Origin of the sequence: Streptomyces sp. NPDC017056 (genome assembly GCF_044332485.1) — a bacterium.
GTDB lineage: Bacteria > Actinomycetota > Actinomycetes > Streptomycetales > Streptomycetaceae > Streptomyces.
The window spans coordinates 39099-57086 of record NZ_JBIRPD010000012.1; the positions used below are offsets into that span (position 1 = coordinate 39099).

Sequence of the window (17988 nt, forward strand, 5' to 3'; positions counted from 1 at the left end):
TTCGTCGACGAACACGCCGAGGCCCTCGAAGCCGACCTGCTCCACCACTACGGCGTGGACCTGCTCGACTGGCACCGCGGCCGGCTGTCCGCCCGCCGGCTCTCGGTGCTGCTCGCGCACCTGCCACGCGACGGCGCGGTCGCCCGCGCGCTGCACGACGAGGCCGCCGAGTGGTCGGTGACCGACCACCTCCTGGCCACGGTCGCGGACCACCTGGCGGTGGCGAACTGGATGTTCGCCACGGTCAACAGGGACGAGGACACGGAGCCGCTGGAGTACCCCGAGCCGCTCCGGCGTCCGGGAGCCGGACCGGAAGGCGAGTCCGGGGCCGTGGACGACGGTGCGCAGGCAGCTGCGTCGGGTGCTGCGGCTCCGGCGGGGGATGCGGCGGGGCCGTCCGCCGCGGAGCTGATTCGTTTCTTCAGCTAAGCCGTACGCTCCGCCGCGCCGGACAACTGCCCTGCCGCACCGCCTCGTTCACCAGACGTCGAAATAGCGGAAGACCGCCGCCATCGAGCACAGGAAGAACAGCTCGATGGCGCCGAGGACGCCCAGGCTGAACCAGGCGGGCGACCGCCGGCGCAGTTCCCTGCGGGTCCGGGCCCGCCCGGGTTTGCGGGGGTCGTAGACGATGGCCACCTTTTCCCCCGCGGCGGCCACCGGGCCGTCGAGGAGCGGTGAGATGTAGACCGTACGGAATCCCCCGGCGTCCAGGAATTCGAAGCTCGTCGAGAAACGGCCCTCGGACACCGAGCATCCCCGGCATTCGGCGGTGGTTTCGACGCCGGCCCGGCGCAGCCGCCGGTCCACCCACAGCGGATGGAAACCGAACCAGATCATGAACGGTATCGGTAACAGCGATACCGCTATGGACACCCAGGCGAGGCCGTTCATTCGCCGGACAGTACCGGGCGCGCGAACCGTGCACAAGGTATCGGTGGGCCATGCAACCTCCTAGGAGACTGGACATGGGACAGAAGGACGACAGCGTCCTGTATCTCTGGACGAAAAGTGAGGCCGATGTCTTCAAGCACAAGCTGAACGGCATCGCCACCTCGGTGGAATTCCTCAAGTTCGGGTTCACCGGACTTGCCCTGGGGCTGACCCCCGTAAAGATCGACTTCACCGGATTGAAGGTGGACGAGAAGGGCATCGTCATCGCCGGTGTCCAGAAGTGGACCTGGCCGCACGCGCGGGATGCCAAGGCGAAGCTGGAGGCCGCCGACAAGAAGCTGGCGGCGGGCGTGAAGGAGGCCGACAAGGCGTACCGGACGGCGAAGCAGGCCCAGGAGCGGGCGAGCCGGCTGGCCGCCGCACCCCGGCGTGGCGGCGCCGCGAACCCCTCCTTCGGACAGGACTACGAGCGGATCACCGCCGCCGAAAAGGCGCAGAAGTCCCTGAAAGAGGCGCAGAAAGTTCAGAAGGACGTTCGCCGGCTGTACCAGGAAGTGCACCGGCTGGAGCGCAAGGCCAGTCAGGAGGCGAAGTCCGTGGCCGACGCTAGAAAGGCCAGCAGCTCCTCCTTCGTTCAATTTCGCAAGGATATGCAGGCGCTGGCCAAGGAAGCCGAGAACGCCGCATCTTCCCTCGCCTGAGCGGCTCACCGTGGGGTGGACATGAATTTCAAGCAGGCAGTCAACCAAGCAACCAAGAGCCTGGGCGGAATGCGCAATTCCCTGTCCCAGGCTTCGTCCGGTATGGGGAGGCTACAGAGAAGCGCCCAGGCCGGTACGGGGGCGCTGAACAGAATCAAGAATTCCGGGGCCCAGGCCCAGAGCGGGATCAACCGGGTCAGGACCGCCTCGACCCAGGGCGTCGGCTCGCTGACCAAGCTGGCCACCGGCGCCGGCAAGGCCAACACCGCGCTGGGCAAGCTGCGTACGGGGGCCACGCAGGCCGGCACCGGCGTCAACAAGGTCAAGACGTCCGTGACCCAGTCCACCAGCGCCTTCACGAAGGCCAAGGCGGGCACCGACAAGCTCAAGTCGTCCCTGGACAAGCTCAAGTCGTCCGCGAACACGGCGCAGAAGGCGCTGCGGGACGTCAAGAAACAGTCCGACGCCGTGGAGAAGTCCGTCGGCAAGGCAGGCAAGAACGCGGACCGTACGGGCAAGTCCATGGGCGGGCTCGGCAAGGGCCTCAAGGGCGCCTCGCTCGCGCAGAAGGGGCTGAACCTGGCGATGTCCGCCAGCCCCTTCGGGCTGATCATGACGCTGCTCGCGCCGCTGATCGCCAAGTTCGTCAGCATGGACAAGGTCGTCGCGGTCGCCAAGAGGGGCTTCGAGGTCGCCTGGCGGGCGATCCAGAGCGCCACGGACCGGGCGATGAAGTTCCTGACGCCCGTCCTGCGGGGCGTGGTGAACCTCTTCACCGCGCCGATCCGCGGCCTGATCAACGCCATGAACGGCGCCATCCGCGGCCTCAACCGGATCAAGGTGAACATCCCGGGCTGGGTGCCGGTCTTCGGCGGCAAGTCCTTCGGGCTGAGCATCCCCACCCTGCCCAACATCCCGGCCCTCGCCGAGGGCGGCATCGTCCCGGCCCGCCGCGGCGGGCGCCTCGCGCTGATCGCCGAGGGCGGCGAGGCCGAGGCCGTCATCCCGCTGAGCAAGCTGCAGCGGCTGATGGGCGGGCACCCCGGCGGCAGCGCCGCCCTGCACCGGCTGGCCCGCGCCGTCGAGGAGCTCGCCGACCGTCCCGTCCATGTCCAGGTCGACTCCCAGACCATCGCCCGCGCGGTCTTCCTCGGCCGGCGCCAACTCGCCAGGAGGTGAGCCCGGATGCCCAGAAACCTGTGGATCGGCAAGCCCGGACTGCTGCGTGAGATCAGTCAGGCCGCGCGCAGCTGGGACCGCAGCGCCGAGCTGAACCTGTCCGAATTCCGGTCCCTCGAGGGCCGGGTGACGGCGGTCGCGCCGGCCCGTACGACCCGCCGTCTGAAGCTGGCGTGGGAGTGGCTGGAGCCGGCCGACGCCCAGCACCTGACCCGGCTCGCGCGACGCGTCAACGGCGCCGGCATGCTCGGCCGCAACGTGTACGCGGGCGGCGCCGTCGCGCTGATCGACCCCGCCTCCGTCAACCTTCTGGACCCGCTCCAGGCCGCCGGGCAGAGCGAGCGCGCCAACGGCGCCGACCACTGGTTCACCGTGTCCGGCGCCCTGACCATCAGCCCGTTCGTCGGCGACGCCGTCATCGGCGACTGCCAGGACGCGGCCACCGCCATCGGCTGGCGGCACGACACCTGGGCCGGCCACCCCGTCGTACCGGGTATGGCGATGTCCTGGATGGTGCCGCCGGACTGGAACCCGGGCCTGTGCTCCGCCCAGCTGGACTGGAAGGGCGCCGACGGCGGCTACCTGTCCAGCGTCAGCGCGGCGGGCCCCGTGGTGACCGGCACCGCCCCCGAGGGCGCCGCGTTCGTCACCCCTGTCGGCAAGCCCGGCGCGACCGGCCTGACCGGCCTGGGCGGCGCCTGCCTGACGATGGGCGAGCCTCCGGAGCCGTATGCGCTGGGCGACGGCTGCCCGGCGATGGCGATCACCGCCTTCACCGACACGCCCGCTTCCCGCCTTCCCTATCGCAATATCAGCATCGATCTGGTGGAGGTGCTCGGTGCAGCCTTCTGACGAAGCGCTGGACGCGGCCCTCGCCGCGCCGCTGCGCGCACCCGCCCACTCCACGCGCCTCGGCGGGCGCGAACTGGGCCCGCAGGTCCAGTCGTGGAAGGTGGAGCGGGCCTACAACACCGACCTGCCGGAGTCGATGCGGGCGTTCTCCGGCAGTGCCTCGGCGCAGCTGGAGTTGCAGCTCGGCGGCGCCGACGGGGTGCCGGGTCCGCGCCTGTACTCGGCGTGGGCGCCGCGGGCCACCGGCGACGCCGTACGTCCTGGCCAGTCCGCGGTCCACCGGGCCGGGCTCACCGGCCGCCTGCTGCCCGCCTTCCGCGGGACCGTGCGGTCCCGGGAGGCGGCCTCGGGCACCGACACCGTCACCGTCCAGTGCCTGGACGGCGCCGAGCGGCTGCGCGGCCCTGCCGCCCTGCCGCGGCCGTACCACGGCTTCTACTGGAAGCGGCCGGTCGCGTCCGGCACCTGGTGTGTGGACGAGCTGCTGCGCCAGGCGGGCATCCACACCTGCCCGCCGCCGCGCGCACCGGAGTTCGACCCCGACACCGATCCGGACGACGTCAATCCGCTCACCGTGCTCTACGCGTCGCTGCACGGCGGCTTCAACGCCTCCTACGGGCAGCCGGAATCCTTCCCCGTGCCGTCGGAGTACGACTGGGTCCGCGAGGGCGCGCCCTTCGAGCTGGCGCTCATGCCCAAGGCGGCCGGGCTGACCGCCTCCTGGATGCCGCGCTCCCGCTTCACGGTCCCCGGCCGGGTCTTCCAGGTCGAGTGCTGGGTCAACACCGCGCTGGCCAAGGGCAACCGGTTCGAACTGAAGGTCGTCATGGACCGCAGCGCCGGCGCGCTGGGGCACATCAGCTGCGTGTTCGACACCGGCACGGGAAACGTCACGGTCACCTCGGGCAAGATCAACGGGGCGGGGCAGGCCCTCCAGTGGACGTTCCCGAAGTTCGCTGCCCTCAAGGGGGTGTGGCACCTCGGCTTCATGGTCGACACCACCTCGTCGGGCGCCACCGTGGCCCCGGTCGTCCAGCCGCGGCTGACCAGCCCCGACGGGTCGTACCACGTGGGCGGCAAGGGCACGTTCGGCGGCGCCGACGGCGTCCACCCGCGCTCCGAGCTCAACCGCGTCGACCTCGTCACCGACATGGCGGTGGAGTGCCTCCAGGTGACCGACCGGATCTGGGCCGACACCGCGTCGTACCCGCCCGAGCAGTGGGAGCAGCGGGGCAAGTGGAGCAAGGGCGCCGTCCTCGACGACGTCGTCCTGCCGCTGATCTCCGTACCGAAGGTGTCCGGCTCGCAGTGGGACGTGATCTCCGAGATCGCCAAGGCGAGCATGTCCACCGCGGAGTTCGACGAGTACGGCGTCTTCCGCTGGCACAACTCGTCCCGCTTCCAGACCGCGCCCGTACGCGCCGACCTCACGGTCTCCAGCACCCGGGAGATCGCCGCCCTCACCGTCACCGAGGAGATCGACGCCTGCCGCAACTACTGCGAGCAGCCCTACGAGGACTGGGGAGGGATCGGCGCCACGGTCGGCACCACCGTCACCGACACGGCGGTGCGCAAGATCGACCCGGGGAAGTCCGTCGAGGTCGCGTACGCGATGGCCGAGGACGAGTCCGACGTGGGCCCGCCCGTCACCGACGACGACGTCGTGCCGATCGACGGCGGCGCGAAGGTGCGCTTCGGCACGGCGGCCACCGGCGGCAGCGCGGTCAAGGGCAGCGTCTCGGTGGCCTGCCGGCGCGTGGGCGCGTCCTTCATCGTGCGCTTCACCAATCGCGGCACGGCACCTGTATGGACGGTCACCAAGGCCGGCAAACCGTCGGTCTACATCGAGACCCTCAAGCCGGCCAAGGACCCCAAGCAGCGCAAGGTGGCCAGGTGGAACTCGCTCAGCCAGCGTTACTACGGCAAACAGGAGCTGCTGGCGCCCGCCTCGGAATGGGTGCAGTCCTCCGCCGCCGCCTCCGCGCTCTCCCAGGTGATGCTGGCCGCCGGCCGGTACCCGGTGCCGCTGCTCGGTGAGGTCGAGGTCCTCCACGACCCGCGCGTCCAGCTGGGTGACGTCGTACGGGTGGTGGACTCCGCCGGGGCCAGCCTCCAGACCCTCGCCTGGGTGGTCGGCATCCGCACGACCTGCACCGCGGGCGCCGCCCCGCAGCAGGTGCTCACCCTCAGGGGCGCCGCCTTCAACGGGGTTCCCGAGGACACGGGCCTGGCCCCGGACCCGCCGGTCGACCCGGCGTACGGACAGCGGCGGCGGTACGCGGCCGTCACCGCGGCCTACCCGACGCTGGCCGACCTCACGACGGCGAAGACCACGTACCGGGAGCTGCTGGAGATCAAGGAGGTCCCCCAATGAGCGAGTCGCTGCTGCCGGGCGCCGGGGCGGCGCCGATGGACGTACCCGATCCTGACCCCGGTACGGAGCCCGTGCCGGACGCGCCGTCCGACGGAGGGCCGCAGCCCGGCCAGCCGCCGCCGGCCCCCGCCGTGCCGGTGCCGGTCGACGATCCGGCGGCGAGCGAAGGGGACGCGGGGACCGTGGTGGACACCCTGCCGCCGGAGGTCGGGTACTGACCCGGGCCCCGCCCCGCCGTTCCGGCCACCGCCTTCCGCGGCCCCTCACCCGTACGCCGCCCACCCGCGTACGGGCACCTCCGCCTGCCCGTACGCCCCCTCCCACCCCTGGAACTGGAGACCGCATGAGCAAGACCACCCCGCTCGGGAACCTGCCCTACCCCCAGCCCGCCGACCTCGCCGACATCCCGGTCCACCTCCAGTCGCTGGCCGAAGCGGTCGACGGGCGCACCGTGCTGCGCTTCGCCGACGCCGCCACCCGTGACGCCCGGGTCACCTCTCCGGTCGCGGGCATGGTCGCCTGGCTCGACAACCCGGGCCGGCTCTTCCACTACGCCGCCGGCCACTGGTCCCAGGTGACGCCGGCCCCCGCCCTGCGCGCCAACTACGACGGCGGTACGACGGTGTCCACCACGTACACCGAGACGCTGACCGACGCCGTGGGCGACCCGATGCCGACGGCCTTCACCGCGCCGGTCTCCGGCAAGGTGATCGTCACCGTGGGGGCCTACATGTTCGTGACCGCGGCCGCCGGGGCCTCCGGGACCCCCGTCGGCTACATGGGGGCGACCATCCGCCAGGGCACCACCGTCACCCTGGCCGCCGCCGACGAGCGCGCCGCCTTGGCCGGCGGCCCGACGCGCGCCTCGTCCACCACCCAGTTCCTGGTCACGGGCCTGACGCCGGGCGGCGCCTACACCGCGACCCCCTGCTACCGGGCGAGCGCCGCGACCACCACCGCCAACTACGACAACCGCTTCGTCCGCGTCGACCCGGCCTGAACCGCCCACGGGGCCGCCACCTTCGCGCGGCCCCCGCACCGCACCCCCTGACACGCACCTGTACGGAGACCCACCCATGGCCATACCTCTGAGCGCCGAGCGCTTCCTCGACGCCCTGCGCGCCGAGGGCGTGCGGGTCGTCGAGCACGACGGCTGGCGCACCCACAACCGCAACCAGAAGGGCCCCTGGGGCCCGGTGCACGGAGTGATGCTGCATCACACGGCGGGCCGCGACAGCGTGGCCCTGTGCCGGGACGGCATGAACGATTTGCCGGGACCGCTGTGCATCGGTGTCGTCGCCAAGGACGGCTCGGTGCACCTGGTCGGCTACGGCCGGACCAACCACGCGGGCCGCGGCGCCCGGGCCGCGTACGACTGCGTACGCGCCGAGTCCGCGCCGCCCGCCCGGCCGGGGCCCGACACGGTCGACGGCAACGTCCACTTCTACGGCTTCGAGATCGAGAACCTCGGCAACGGCCGGGACTCCTACCCCGGCGCCCAGCTCGACGCCGTGGAGCGGATCGCCGCCGCGGTGTGCCGGGCCCACGGCTGGCACGCGGAGAGCGTCATCGGCCACAAGGAGTGGACGACCCGCAAGATCGACCCGTCCTTCTCGATGGCGGCGATGCGTACGCGCATCGCCAAGCGCCTCGGCGGCGCGCCGTCACCCGCCACGCCCGGCCCCGCACCCTCCTGCGAACCCTTCCCCGGGGCCGCGTTCTTCGCCGCGGGACGGCGCAGCCCGGTGATCACCGAGATGGGCCGGCGGCTGGTGGCCGAAGGCTGCGGGCGGTACGAGGTCGGCCCGGGCCCCGAATGGACGGCCGCCGACCGGAACTCGTACGCCGCCTGGCAGCGCGAACTCGGGTACACCGGCGGCGACGCCGACGGCATACCGGGGCGCGTGAGCTGGGACCGGCTGCGCGTGCCGCGCGCCGCCTGACCGCCCCTCCGACCCTCTCTCCGACCGAAAGGATCCCTCGATGAGCGACTCTTCCCGGCACGACGCCCTCAAGCGCACGGTCCGCACGGTCGTGCAGGCCGCCGTGGGCATCGCCCTCGTACTGCCCGCCGTCGTCCAGGCGTCGGGCGTCCCGGCGGCCCTCCCCTGGGTCGCGGGCGCGCTCGCGGTGGCCGGCGGGCTCGCGCGGGTGATGGCCCTGCCGGGCGTGCAGGCCCTGCTGCCCGCCTGGCTGCGCACCGAACCGCCGGGCGACGAGCACTGGCGCCGGCTCGCGTCCACCGGCCGGGGCCGCTGATGACCGATCACGAACCGCGTGGCGCCGGCCCGGTCGTCGTGGAACTCGAACGGCTGCGCGGCACGGTCGAGGCGGGCTTCGCCCGCGCCGACGGCTCGCTCGCCCTGCTGGTCCAGCGCAGCGACCAGACCGACAAGCAGCTCGCCGACCACGAGGCCCGCCTGGACGCCCTGGAACGCATCCGGTGGCCGCTGCCGTCGGTGGCGGCCCTCACCGGCGTCCTGGCCCTCCTGACCGCGGCGTACGGCACCTTCGCGCGGTGACCCGGAGTCCGCGCACTTCCCCCTGACCCGGCACCCGGCCCCCGTGACCTCGAACAGGTCGCGGGGGCCGGCTTTCGTCATTCCGCCGGGCCCAGCTCGCGTTCGATGCCGCCGCGCAGCAGCTCGCGGGCCCGCTCCAGCGGTACCGAACCGCTCAGCCAGCGGGTGCTGAGTCCTTCCACGAGCGCGGTGAGCCGCTCGGCCGCGTCGGCCACCGAGGCGTCCCGGTCGGCCGTCCCGGCGATCTGCGCCTCCCGGATCAGGTCGGACAGGTCGTCGGTCCACTGCCGGGTCGCCTCGCGCAGTTGCGCGCGCAGCCCCGCGTCGAAAACGGCGCTGGACTGGAACTCTCCCCAGGCGGTGCTGTTCTCGACCATCTCGGGGGAGTCCTGGAGCTCGCGCAGCAGCATCTCTTCCAACCGGGCGCGCGGGCCCGCGGCGCGCGCGGTCTCCGGGTCCGGCGCCGTGTAGCGCTCGGCGCGTTCACCGATGAAGTCCAGGGTGCGGCGCAGCAGTTCGGCGCGTCCGCCGAAGTGGTAGTAGATCAGCCCGGTCGACACGCCGGCCGCGGCCGCGATCTCCTCGACGCGCAGGCCGCGTACGCCGTTCCGCGCGATGGTGCGGGTCGCGGCTTCCAGGATCTGTACTCGGCGCTCGGACACAGTCGCCCACCGTACTCCGTGGCCGGGACGCGGCGGACGGTGGCCGGAACCCGGTCGCCGTCGGTTCTTCCCGGTGCTACGTTCGACGTAGGCCCTGACTGAAATTTCAGTCAGAAGTCGGCCTCGTGGCGGCTGCCACCGGATGGAACCGGATAGAGGAGCGGGAGTGGGAGAACATGTACATGCCTGACGAGGCGGCCGTACACCTGCCCGCCGAGTGGCGGCCCCACGCCGCGACGTATCTCGCCTGGCCGCCGGCCGGCTCCCTCTGGGGCGGCCAGGCCCCCGCCGTGCAGCGCGACATCGCCCGGCTGGCGCGCACGCTCGCCGAGTACGAGCCGGTCACCCTGCTGGCCGGCCCGGCGGAGGAGGAGAAACGAGCCCGCCGGGCGTGCGGCACGTCGGTGGAGGTCGTACCGATCCCGGTCGACGACCTGTGGATACGGGACACCGGGCCGGTCACCGTCATCCGGCCGGGCGCCGCACGCGAAGGCGTCGACTTCCACTTCAACGGCTGGGGCGGCAAACAGCGCCACCCGCACGACGCCGAGGTCGCCCGGAACCTGCTGCGCCACGAGGGCATCGCCCGCGTCAGCGCCGGGATCACCGCCGAAGGCGGCTCCTTCGAGACGGACGGCGAGGGAACGCTGCTCGTCGCCGAAAGCTCGCTGGTCGACCCGGACCGCAACCCCGGCAGGACCCGGGACGAGATCGAACGGGAGCTCAAGCGCGTGCTGGGCGCGACCCGGGTGATCTGGGTCGCGGGCGTGCGCGGCGAGGACATCACCGACTGCCACGTCGACACCGTCGCGCGCTTCGTGGAGCCGGGCGTCGTCGCCCTGAACCGCCCCTGGCACGGGGACGGCCCGGACGTCTGGACGCGGGTGTACGAGCAGGCCCGCGGCGTCCTGGAGGAGGCCCGCGACGCCCGCGGCAGGCGGCTGGAACTCGTCGAGATCGCGGAGCCCGACCCGTACGCGATCGGTGACCGCGGTCAGGAGTTCCTCGCCTCGTACCTCAACTACTACGTGGCGAACGGCGTGGTCGTCCTGCCGTGCTTCGGCGACCGCCGGGCCGACGACCGCGCCGCCGGGACGCTGCGCGAGCTGCACCCCGGGCGGGAGGTCCGGCAGCTCAGGATCGACGCGGTCGGTGAGGGCGGGGGCGGCATCCACTGCGCGACGCAGCAGCTGCCGGTGGCGCCGTAGCCGACCGCGGGCCGTAGGGCCGGTCGGCCGGTTTCATGCGAAAGGGTCCCGCTCCCGCAGGAGAAGGACCCTTTCGGTGCTGCCTGTGCCGTGCAGCCGGTGCGCGTCAGCGCGAGCGCTTCGCCAGGCGCTCCACGTCCAGCAGGATCACCGCGCGCGCCTCCAGGCGCAGCCAGCCGCGGCCCGCGAAGTCCGCGAGGGCCTTGTTGACCGTCTCGCGCGAGGCGCCGACGAGCTGGGCCAGCTCCTCCTGCGTGAGGTCGTGTACGACGTGGATGCCCTCCTCGGACTGCACGCCGAAGCGGCGCGACAGGTCCAGGAGCGCGCGGGCCACGCGGCCCGGCACGTCGGAGAAGACCAGGTCGGACATCTGGTCGTTGGTCTTGCGCAGGCGGCGGGCGACGGCGCGCAGCAGCGCCGTGGCCACCTCGGGGCGGGCGTTCAGCCAGGGCTGGAGGTCGCCGTGGCCCAGGCCGAGCAGCTTGACCTCGGTCAGCGCGGTGGCGGTGGCGGTACGCGGGCCCGGGTCGAACAGCGAGAGCTCGCCGATCAGCTCACCGGGGCCGAGGACGGCGAGCATGTTCTCCCGGCCGTCCGGGGAAGTGCGGTGCAGCTTCACCTTGCCCTCGGTGACCACGTACAGGCGGTCGCCCGGGTCCCCTTCGTGGAACAGGGCGTCGCCGCGGGCGAGCGTGACCTCTCCCATCGAGGCGCGCAGCTCGGCCGCCTGCTCGTCATCGAGCGCCGCGAAGAGCGGTGCGCGCCGCAGAACGTCGTCCACGAGATCTCTCCTTGTCGACATGCTCAAAGGGACCTTGGTCCCCATCATGCCGGAATGCAAAACAGTGCGATCAATCACAAGGATGCCGGACCCGTGGCGCAAGCCATACGGCAGGGGGCCGATTGGACCCACGAGCACCGGTGGTCGGACCGGATGTCAGTGGGTGGCCTTAGTCTGGCCGAGTGTCCAATACGCCGGTGAGAGCACAGGGCAAGGGGGCTGAGCGAGTGAGTGCGGGCCGTGATTCTGCTGTGGGCGAACAAGCGCCCGGCGAGGCCGCGAAGGCGGTGAAACCCGGACAGAAGCCGCGTAAGGCGGCGGTGCGTAAGAAGTCGGCCGCCACGGCTACAACCGGTGCCACTGCCGCGAAGAAGACGGCCACGGCCAAGAAGACGGCGGCGCCCGCCAAAAAGAGCGCCGCGACCGCGAAGAAGACGGCGGCGACGGCCAAGAAGTCCGCCGCGACCGTCAAGAAGTCCGCCGCGACAGCCAAGAAGGCCGCGGCCAAGGCCCCTGCCGCCAAGGCTCCCGCCGCCAAGGCCGAGTCCCGGGTGGCCATGGTGCGCCGGGCCCGGCGGATAAACCGCGAGCTGGCCGAGGTGTACCCGTACGCCCACCCCGAGCTCGACTTCCGCAACTCCTTCGAGCTGCTGGTCGCCACGGTCCTGTCCGCGCAGACCACCGACCTGCGGGTCAACCAGACCACCCCCGCCCTGTTCGCCGCCTACCCCACCCCCGAGGACATGGCCGCCGCCGATCCCGAGCGGCTGGAGGAGCTGATCCGGCCGACCGGCTTCTTCCGCGCCAAGGCGAAGTCCCTGCTGGGCCTCTCGGCGGCGCTGCGGGACCGTTTCGACGGCGAGGTCCCCGGCCGCCTGGAGGACCTGGTGACCCTGCCGGGCGTCGGCCGCAAGACCGCCAACGTGGTCCTGGGCAATGCCTACGGCGTACCGGGCATCACGGTCGACACCCACTTCGGGCGGCTGGTCCGGCGCTTCGGCTGGACGGAGCAGACGGACCCGGAGAAGGTCGAGGCGGAGATCGCCGAGATCTTCCCGAAGAGCGAGTGGACGATGCTCTCGCACCGCGTCGTCTTCCACGGCCGCCGTATCTGCCACTCCCGCAAGCCCGCCTGCGGCGCCTGCCCCATCGCGCACGACTGCCCTTCGTACGGCGAGGGCGAGCTGGACCCGGAGAAGGCGAAGAAGCTGCTCAAGTACGAGAAGGGCGGCCAGCCGGGCCAGCGGCTGCGGCCCCCGGCCGACTACCCGGGACAGCCCGCGCCCCCGCTGGCGGGCCGTTGACCGCCGCCCAGGCCGGGACGAAACCGTCACATGCCGGAGCGGAACCGAACCGGCCGCAAACGGACTCAGCCCGAATAGGACCGGCCACGGCCGAATGACCATCGATCCCACCGATCCAAGGGCCTGAGGGGGCGCGTATGACGAGCGCACGGGAGCAGTACGGGAAGACCGCGGCGTACGAGGCGGCCGTCACCGCCGAGGGCCTGCCGGGGTGGCTGACGCCGGTGGCCCGCGCCGCCGCCACGATCGAGCCCCACCAGCTCAGCCGGTTCCTGCCGCCCGAGAGCGGCGGCCGGCAGTCCGCCGTACTGGTCCTGTTCGGCCACGGCGACCGGGGCCCGGAGCTGCTCCTGATGGAGCGCGCCGGCACCCTGCGCTCGCACGCCGGCCAGCCCTCGTTCCCCGGCGGCGCCCTCGACCCCGAGGACGGCGACCCCGAGGGGCCGGGCCCGGTGCGCGCCGCGCTGCGCGAGGCGTGGGAGGAGACCGGCCTGGACCCGTCCGGCGTCCAGGTCTTCGGCGTGCTGCCGCGGCTGTACATCCCCGTGAGCGGCTTCGTCGTCGCTCCGGTCCTGGGCTGGTGGCGCGAGCCCAGCCCGGTCGGCGCGGTGGACGCGGCGGAGACCGCCCGGGTCTTCACGGTTCCCGTGGCGGATCTCACGGACCCCGCGAACCGGGTCACCGCCCGGCACCCCAGCGGTCACGTGGGCCCCGCCTTCCTCGTCCAGGACGCGCTGGTCTGGGGTTTCACCGCCGGGGTGATTGACCGGATCCTGCACTTCGCGGGGTGGGAGCGGCCGTGGGACCGCACCAAGCAGGTCCCGCTCGACCGGCGCGCGTGAGACGGTGGCGGGCGTGAACGTCCTGGACATCGTGCTGCTGGTCGCCGCCGTGTGGTTCGCCGTCGTCGGGTACCGCCAAGGCTTCGTCGTCGGCATCCTGTCGGTGATCGGCTTCCTCGGAGGCGGCCTGGTCGCGGTCTATCTGCTGCCGGTGATCTGGAACGAGATCACCGAAGACGCCACACCGGGCACCTTCGCGGCCATCGCGGCGGTCGCCATCGTGATCGTCTGTGCCTCCGTGGGCCAGGCCCTCACCACCCACCTGGGCAACAAGGTCCGGCGCTACATCACCTGGTCACCGGCGCGCGCCCTGGACGCCACCGGCGGCGCGCTGGTCAACGTCCTGGCGATGCTGGCGGTCGCCTGGCTCATCGGCTCCGCGCTGGCCGGCACCTCGCTGCCGACGCTGGGCAAGGAGGTCCGCAACTCCAAGGTGCTGCTCGGCGTCCAGCAGGTGATGCCGCGGCAGGCGAGCACCTGGTTCCAGGACTTCTCCTCGATCCTGGCGCAGAACGGCTTCCCGCAGGTCTTCACGCCGTTCTCGAACGAGCCGATCCACTCGGTGCCGGCGCCCGACCCCAAGCTGGCCGGCAGCCCGGTCGCGGCCCAGGCGCGCAAGAGCATAGTCAAGGTCGTGGGTACGGCTCCGAGCTGCGGCAAGGTCCTCGAAGGCAGCGGCTTCGTCTTCGCGCCGCACCGGGTCATGACCAACGCGCACGTCGTCGGCGGCGTCAAGGAACCGACCGTCCAGATAGGCGGCGAGGGCCGCACCTACGACGCGAAGGTCGTCCTGTACGACTGGAAGCGCGACATCGCGGTCCTGGACGTCCCGTCGCTGCCGGCGCCCGCGCTGCGCTTCGCGCCGGACGACGCGAGCAGCGGCAAGAGCGCCATCGTCGCCGGCTTCCCGGAGAACGGCGGCTACGACGTCCGCGCCGCCCGCGTCCGCAGCCGTATCCAGGCCAACAACGGCGCGGACATCTACCACCGCGGCACGGTCGACCGTGATGTCTACTCCCTGTACGCCACGGTCCGGCCCGGCAACTCCGGCGGCCCGCTGCTCACGCCGAGCGGCGAGGTGTACGGAGTCGTCTTCGCCAAGTCCCGGGACGACGCCAACACCGGGTACGCGCTGACCGCCGACGAGATCCGCGAGGACATCACCAAGGGGCGTACGGCCGAGCGGCCGGTGGACAGTCAGGGATGCGCGATGTGAGGGCCGGTGGTCCCCGCCGGTGCCGGCGGGCTCCGGCGGGGATCAGGCCCGTGGATGCTTGAGGCGCGCGGTCATCCAGCGCGCCCGGCGGCGCAGGATGCGCGGAATCCCCAGCGGGTGGGCGAGGTCGGGGGACTCACCGGACACAAGGTCCGAGGTGCCCCTCTCCTGTGTGCCCACTGCAGCGGCGCTGCTGCGGCGGTTGCGTGCCACGTCACGGTAGTCGTGCGTCCAGCCCATACCCACGACTCTGCCCGGGCCCCGGGGTCCGTAACCGCCCGGCGGGCCGTCAATTGGCCTATGCGGGCGGCAATTGGCTGTTCGACATACGTGCGTTCGGATCAGCTCGGCGTGCCGCCCCACCCGGCGCAGGTGCCCCGGGCCTACCGGTCCGGCTCCGGGTCCTTCAACCAGTTGATCAGTTCGGTGGAGAACGCCACCGGGTCCTCCTCGTGCGGGAAGTGCCCGAGGCCGTCGAACAGCCGCCAGCGGTACGGGGCCTCCACGTACTCGCCGGAGCCGGCCGCGCTGCGGGTGCGCATCACCGGGTCGAGCGAGCCGTGCAGGTGCAGCGTCGGCACCCGTACGGGCCACTTCATGCGCCGGTTGAACTGGATGCCGTCCGGCCGAGCCATCGAGCGCACCATCCAGCGGTACGGCTCGATCGTGCAGTGCGCGGTCGAGGGGATGCGCATCGCCCGCCGGTAGACCTCGACGTCCTCGTCCTCGGGCAGCCGCGGCCCCGACCAGTCCCGGATCAGGCGGCCCACCAGGGCGGCGTCGTCCGCCACCAGCCGGCGTTCGGGCAGCCAGGGCTGCTGGAAGTTCCAGACGTAGGAGCTCTGCCGGCTCTGCCGGAAGTCGGCGAGCATGGCCGCGCGCCAGCGCCGCGGGTGCGGCATCGAGGACACCGCCAGGCGCCGCACCAGCTTCGGCCGCATGACCGCCGCCGTCCACGCGAGGTAGCCGCCGAGGTCGTGCCCGACGATGGCGGCGTCCGGCTCGCCCAGGGAGCGCACGACCCCGGTGATGTCCAGCGCCAGGTTGGCCGGATCGTACCCGCGGGGCGTGCGGTCGCTGCCGCCCACGCCCCGCAGGTCCATCGCCACCGCGCGGAAACCCGCCTCGGCGAGTGCCGGGAGCTGGTGGCGCCAGGCCCACCAGAACTGCGGGAACCCGTGCAGCAGCAGGACCAGCGGGCCGTCGCCCATCTCGGCGATGTGGAAGCGCGCGCCGTTGGCCGCGACGTCCCGGTGGGTCCAGGGCCCGTCGGGACGTACGACCGAGTCGGAACTTTCGGGAACCGTCATACGGAGGAGCGTGTCACAGACTCCAGCACCGGGTGGCCCTCAGGGACCGCGCGCGGATGCGGCTTGACGTTCTGCAGTACGGCGGCCGTCTCCTTGGCCGAACTGATGGTCTTCTCGGGCTTCTTGATCTTCTTGAGCTTGGCCACGGCCACCAGGACCAGCAGCAGCGCCACGATCAGGAAGGCGCCTCCGACGATCAGGAAGGACCAGGCCAGGCCGAGGCCGAGATTGTGGATGCCGTACGCGGCCGCAAAGCTCAGCACGGGCAGCGCGAAGAGCGCCAGCGCGCCGGCCACCAGGAACGCGGCGCTGCCGATGCCGGCCCGCTTGGCGTCCTGCCGCAGCTCGGCCTTGGCCAGTGCGATCTCGTCGTGCACCAGCGCGGACATCTCGGCGGTGGCCGAGGCCACCAGCTGCCCGAGGCTGCGGTCCGCGCCGTCGTCGGCTGTGCTCATCGACGTCTCCCTCTTGTCTTCTCCCGGATGCAAAGCCTCTCAGATCATGCCGGACCATCGTCCCCGGCGTCGGCGCCGGAGGCCACTTCGGCAAGGCGGCGGTGTTCCGCGGCCTTCGCTTCGAGGATTTTCGCCATGCGCAGGTGGTACTCCGGGTTGCCGAGTTCGTACACGTCCGGGATGCCGTCCTGGTCCTCGTCGCGGTCCTCGTCCTCGCAGAGCTTCTTGTACTTGGCGTTGCGTATCTTCAGCAGGACCCCGGAGAACACCGCGGCGATCAGCGAGCCCGTCAGCACGGCCGCCTTCACCTCGTCGGTGAGCAGCGGGTCGTCGGTGAAGGCCAGCTCGCCGATGAGCAGCGAGACCGTGAAGCCGATGCCGGCGAGCGCGGCGACGGCGAAGACGTCCGGCCATCGCAGGTCGGGGTTCAGCTCCGCCTTGGTGAAGCGGGCCGCGCACCACGTGCCGCCGAATATGCCGACCGCCTTGCCGACGACCAGGCCGAGGACGACGCCGAGCGTCTCCGGCTTGGTGAACACGTCGTGCAGTGCGCTGCCGGAGACCGACACACCCGCGGAGAACAGGGCGAACAGCGGCACCGCGAGGCCGGCCGAGACGGGCCGCACCAGGTGCTCGATGTGCTCGCCGGGGGACTGCTCCTCGCCGTCGCGGCGGTGGCAGCGCAGCATCAGGCCCATCGCGACGCCCGCGATGGTGGCGTGCACGCCGCTGTTGTACATCAGGCCCCAGATGACCAGCGCGAGCGGCACGTAGACGTACCAGCCGCGTACGCCCTTGCGCAGCAGCAGGTAGAAGACGACGAGGCCGACGACGGCGAAGCCGAGCGCCAGGAAGTTGAGCTGCGAGGTGAAGAACACCGCGATGATCAGGATCGCGAAGAGGTCGTCGACGACGGCGAGGGTGAGCAGGAAGGCGCGCAGCGCGGACGGCAGGGACGTGCCGATGACCGCGAGGACGGCGAGCGCGAAGGCGATGTCGGTGGCGGTCGGCACCGCCCAGCCGTCCGTCGAGCCGCCGCCGACGGTGTTGACCAGGAAGTACACGAGGGCGGGCATCGCCATGCCGCACAGCGCGGCGACCACCGGGAGGGCGGCCTTCTTGGGTTCGCGCAGATCGCCCGCGACCAGCTCGCGCTTGAGCTCGATGCCGGCGACGAAGAAGAAGACGGCGAGCAGGCCGTCGGCGGCCCAGTGCTGCACGGACAGGTCCAGTCCGATGGAGCCGAAGCCGAGGTGGAAACCCCGTACCGACTCGTAAGCGTCCCCCAGGGTGTTGGCCCAGACGAGGGCCACGACGGCGGCGACCAGCAGCAGGACGCCGCCCACGGTCTCGGCGCGCAGGGCATCCGCGATGAAGGTCCGCTCGGGCAGGGACATCCGCCCGAGGAATATGGATCGGCGGTTGTTGGGCGCGCTCACGCGAAGACCTCCGGTGTCTCGGCAGCTGGATACGGCTGTTGCAGTTGCCGACCAGACTTCCCGGCGCACCTTTGGGGTTTGTCGCGTTCTTGACGCGACCCCACTGTACCCGGGCCGCTCGGGGAACATTCCGGCGATCTTCACTTTACGGGCATATGGTGCGATCGGCTGCCCGGCGAAAGGGTGCGGGACGCCCGGAACAGGGCGAAGGGGCACCCGGCCGGTCTGCGGACGGGTGCCCCTCTGGTC

General features: G+C 71.9%; 21 protein-coding genes. 14 read left to right on the top strand and 7 right to left on the bottom strand.

The genetic code is table 11. From position 1 onward, the window contains the following. The first annotated feature begins 54 nt into the window (after positions 1-54). Entirely contained in the window at positions 55-429 is a 375-nt protein-coding gene (locus ACH4OW_RS22710) for a hypothetical protein (protein ID WP_398029802.1), read from the top strand. A 48-nt stretch (positions 430-477) separates the two neighbouring features. On the opposite strand, the gene ACH4OW_RS22715 is transcribed toward ACH4OW_RS22710, so the two are convergent. Continuing rightward, the gene (locus tag ACH4OW_RS22715; RefSeq protein ID WP_360130849.1) at positions 478-894 is read right to left on the bottom strand and encodes a DUF3592 domain-containing protein; all 417 of its coding nucleotides are present in this window, start codon (positions 892-894) and stop codon (positions 478-480) included. A 74-nt stretch (positions 895-968) separates the two neighbouring features. Between ACH4OW_RS22715 and ACH4OW_RS22720 the strand changes: the two genes are divergently transcribed. The 9 genes from ACH4OW_RS22720 to ACH4OW_RS22760 all read left to right on the top strand — a co-directional run bounded on the left by ACH4OW_RS22720 (position 969) and on the right by ACH4OW_RS22760 (position 8522). Then, complete coding sequence (locus ACH4OW_RS22720) at positions 969-1595, top strand: hypothetical protein (protein WP_360130846.1); 627 nt, start codon at positions 969-971, stop codon at positions 1593-1595. A 69-nt stretch (positions 1596-1664) separates the two neighbouring features. Beyond that, on the top strand, positions 1665-2774 hold the full coding sequence (locus ACH4OW_RS22725) for a hypothetical protein (protein WP_398029803.1): 1110 nt from the start codon (positions 1665-1667) through the stop codon (positions 2772-2774). 6 nt (positions 2775-2780) lie between these two features. Beyond that, the gene (locus ACH4OW_RS22730) at positions 2781-3626 is read left to right on the top strand and encodes a hypothetical protein (protein WP_360130840.1); all 846 of its coding nucleotides are present in this window, start codon (positions 2781-2783) and stop codon (positions 3624-3626) included. Further along, on the top strand, positions 3613-6000 hold the full coding sequence (locus ACH4OW_RS22735; protein ID WP_398029804.1) for a hypothetical protein: 2388 nt from the start codon (positions 3613-3615) through the stop codon (positions 5998-6000). Before ACH4OW_RS22730 ends, ACH4OW_RS22735 begins: the two co-directional genes overlap by 14 nt. After that, complete coding sequence (locus tag ACH4OW_RS22740) at positions 5997-6218, top strand: hypothetical protein (protein ID WP_398029805.1); 222 nt, start codon at positions 5997-5999, stop codon at positions 6216-6218. The genes ACH4OW_RS22735 and ACH4OW_RS22740 overlap by 4 nt, the downstream gene beginning before the upstream one ends. Before the next feature lie 125 nt (positions 6219-6343). Beyond that, the gene (locus ACH4OW_RS22745; RefSeq protein ID WP_398029806.1) at positions 6344-7000 is read left to right on the top strand and encodes a hypothetical protein; all 657 of its coding nucleotides are present in this window, start codon (positions 6344-6346) and stop codon (positions 6998-7000) included. Between the two features lie 76 nt (positions 7001-7076). Further along, a complete protein-coding gene (locus ACH4OW_RS22750; protein ID WP_360130828.1) occupies positions 7077-7943 on the top strand; it encodes a peptidoglycan-binding protein in 867 nt (288 codons plus the stop codon). Between the two features lie 40 nt (positions 7944-7983). Continuing rightward, the gene (locus tag ACH4OW_RS22755) at positions 7984-8259 is read left to right on the top strand and encodes a hypothetical protein (RefSeq protein ID WP_360130825.1); all 276 of its coding nucleotides are present in this window, start codon (positions 7984-7986) and stop codon (positions 8257-8259) included. After that, the gene (locus ACH4OW_RS22760; RefSeq protein WP_360130822.1) at positions 8259-8522 is read left to right on the top strand and encodes a hypothetical protein; all 264 of its coding nucleotides are present in this window, start codon (positions 8259-8261) and stop codon (positions 8520-8522) included. Before ACH4OW_RS22755 ends, ACH4OW_RS22760 begins: the two co-directional genes overlap by 1 nt. Positions 8523-8599: 77 nt before the next feature. On the opposite strand, the gene ACH4OW_RS22765 is transcribed toward ACH4OW_RS22760, so the two are convergent. Continuing rightward, entirely contained in the window at positions 8600-9184 is a 585-nt protein-coding gene (locus tag ACH4OW_RS22765) for a TetR/AcrR family transcriptional regulator (protein WP_398029807.1), read from the bottom strand. Positions 9185-9309: 125 nt separating this feature from the next. Between ACH4OW_RS22765 and ACH4OW_RS22770 the strand changes: the two genes are divergently transcribed. Next, positions 9310-10392 (top strand): agmatine deiminase family protein, encoded by a 1083-nt coding sequence (locus tag ACH4OW_RS22770; RefSeq protein ID WP_398029808.1) that lies wholly within the window; start codon positions 9310-9312, stop codon positions 10390-10392. A gap of 106 nt (positions 10393-10498) precedes the next feature. Here the strand turns inward: ACH4OW_RS22770 and ACH4OW_RS22775 are convergent, their stop codons facing one another. Then, positions 10499-11173 carry a Crp/Fnr family transcriptional regulator gene (locus ACH4OW_RS22775; protein ID WP_003981529.1) on the bottom strand — a complete coding sequence of 225 codons (675 nt, stop codon included), beginning with the start codon at positions 11171-11173 and terminating at the stop codon, positions 10499-10501. A gap of 320 nt (positions 11174-11493) precedes the next feature. Between ACH4OW_RS22775 and nth the strand changes: the two genes are divergently transcribed. From nth to ACH4OW_RS22790, 3 genes are all read left to right on the top strand, one after another. Next, on the top strand, positions 11494-12477 hold the full coding sequence (gene nth, locus ACH4OW_RS22780) for an endonuclease III (protein WP_398029809.1): 984 nt from the start codon (positions 11494-11496) through the stop codon (positions 12475-12477). A gap of 137 nt (positions 12478-12614) precedes the next feature. After that, positions 12615-13319, top strand: a complete 705-nt coding sequence (locus ACH4OW_RS22785; protein ID WP_360130810.1) for a CoA pyrophosphatase — start codon at positions 12615-12617, stop codon at positions 13317-13319. 13 nt (positions 13320-13332) lie between these two features. After that, a complete protein-coding gene (locus ACH4OW_RS22790; protein ID WP_360130807.1) occupies positions 13333-14535 on the top strand; it encodes a MarP family serine protease in 1203 nt (400 codons plus the stop codon). A 42-nt stretch (positions 14536-14577) separates the two neighbouring features. Here the strand turns inward: ACH4OW_RS22790 and ACH4OW_RS22795 are convergent, their stop codons facing one another. The 4 genes from ACH4OW_RS22795 to nhaA all read right to left on the bottom strand — a co-directional run bounded on the left by ACH4OW_RS22795 (position 14578) and on the right by nhaA (position 17697). Next, positions 14578-14775 (bottom strand): hypothetical protein, encoded by a 198-nt coding sequence (locus tag ACH4OW_RS22795; protein ID WP_360130804.1) that lies wholly within the window; start codon positions 14773-14775, stop codon positions 14578-14580. Positions 14776-14918: 143 nt separating this feature from the next. After that, entirely contained in the window at positions 14919-15845 is a 927-nt protein-coding gene (locus tag ACH4OW_RS22800) for an alpha/beta hydrolase (RefSeq protein ID WP_360130801.1), read from the bottom strand. Next, positions 15842-16300, bottom strand: a complete 459-nt coding sequence (locus ACH4OW_RS22805; RefSeq protein WP_398029810.1) for a phage holin family protein — start codon at positions 16298-16300, stop codon at positions 15842-15844. Before ACH4OW_RS22805 ends, ACH4OW_RS22800 begins: the two co-directional genes overlap by 4 nt. A 44-nt stretch (positions 16301-16344) precedes the next feature. Then, positions 16345-17697 (bottom strand): Na+/H+ antiporter NhaA, encoded by a 1353-nt coding sequence (nhaA, locus tag ACH4OW_RS22810; protein ID WP_398029930.1) that lies wholly within the window; start codon positions 17695-17697, stop codon positions 16345-16347. Positions 17698-17988: the final 291 nt, after the last annotated feature.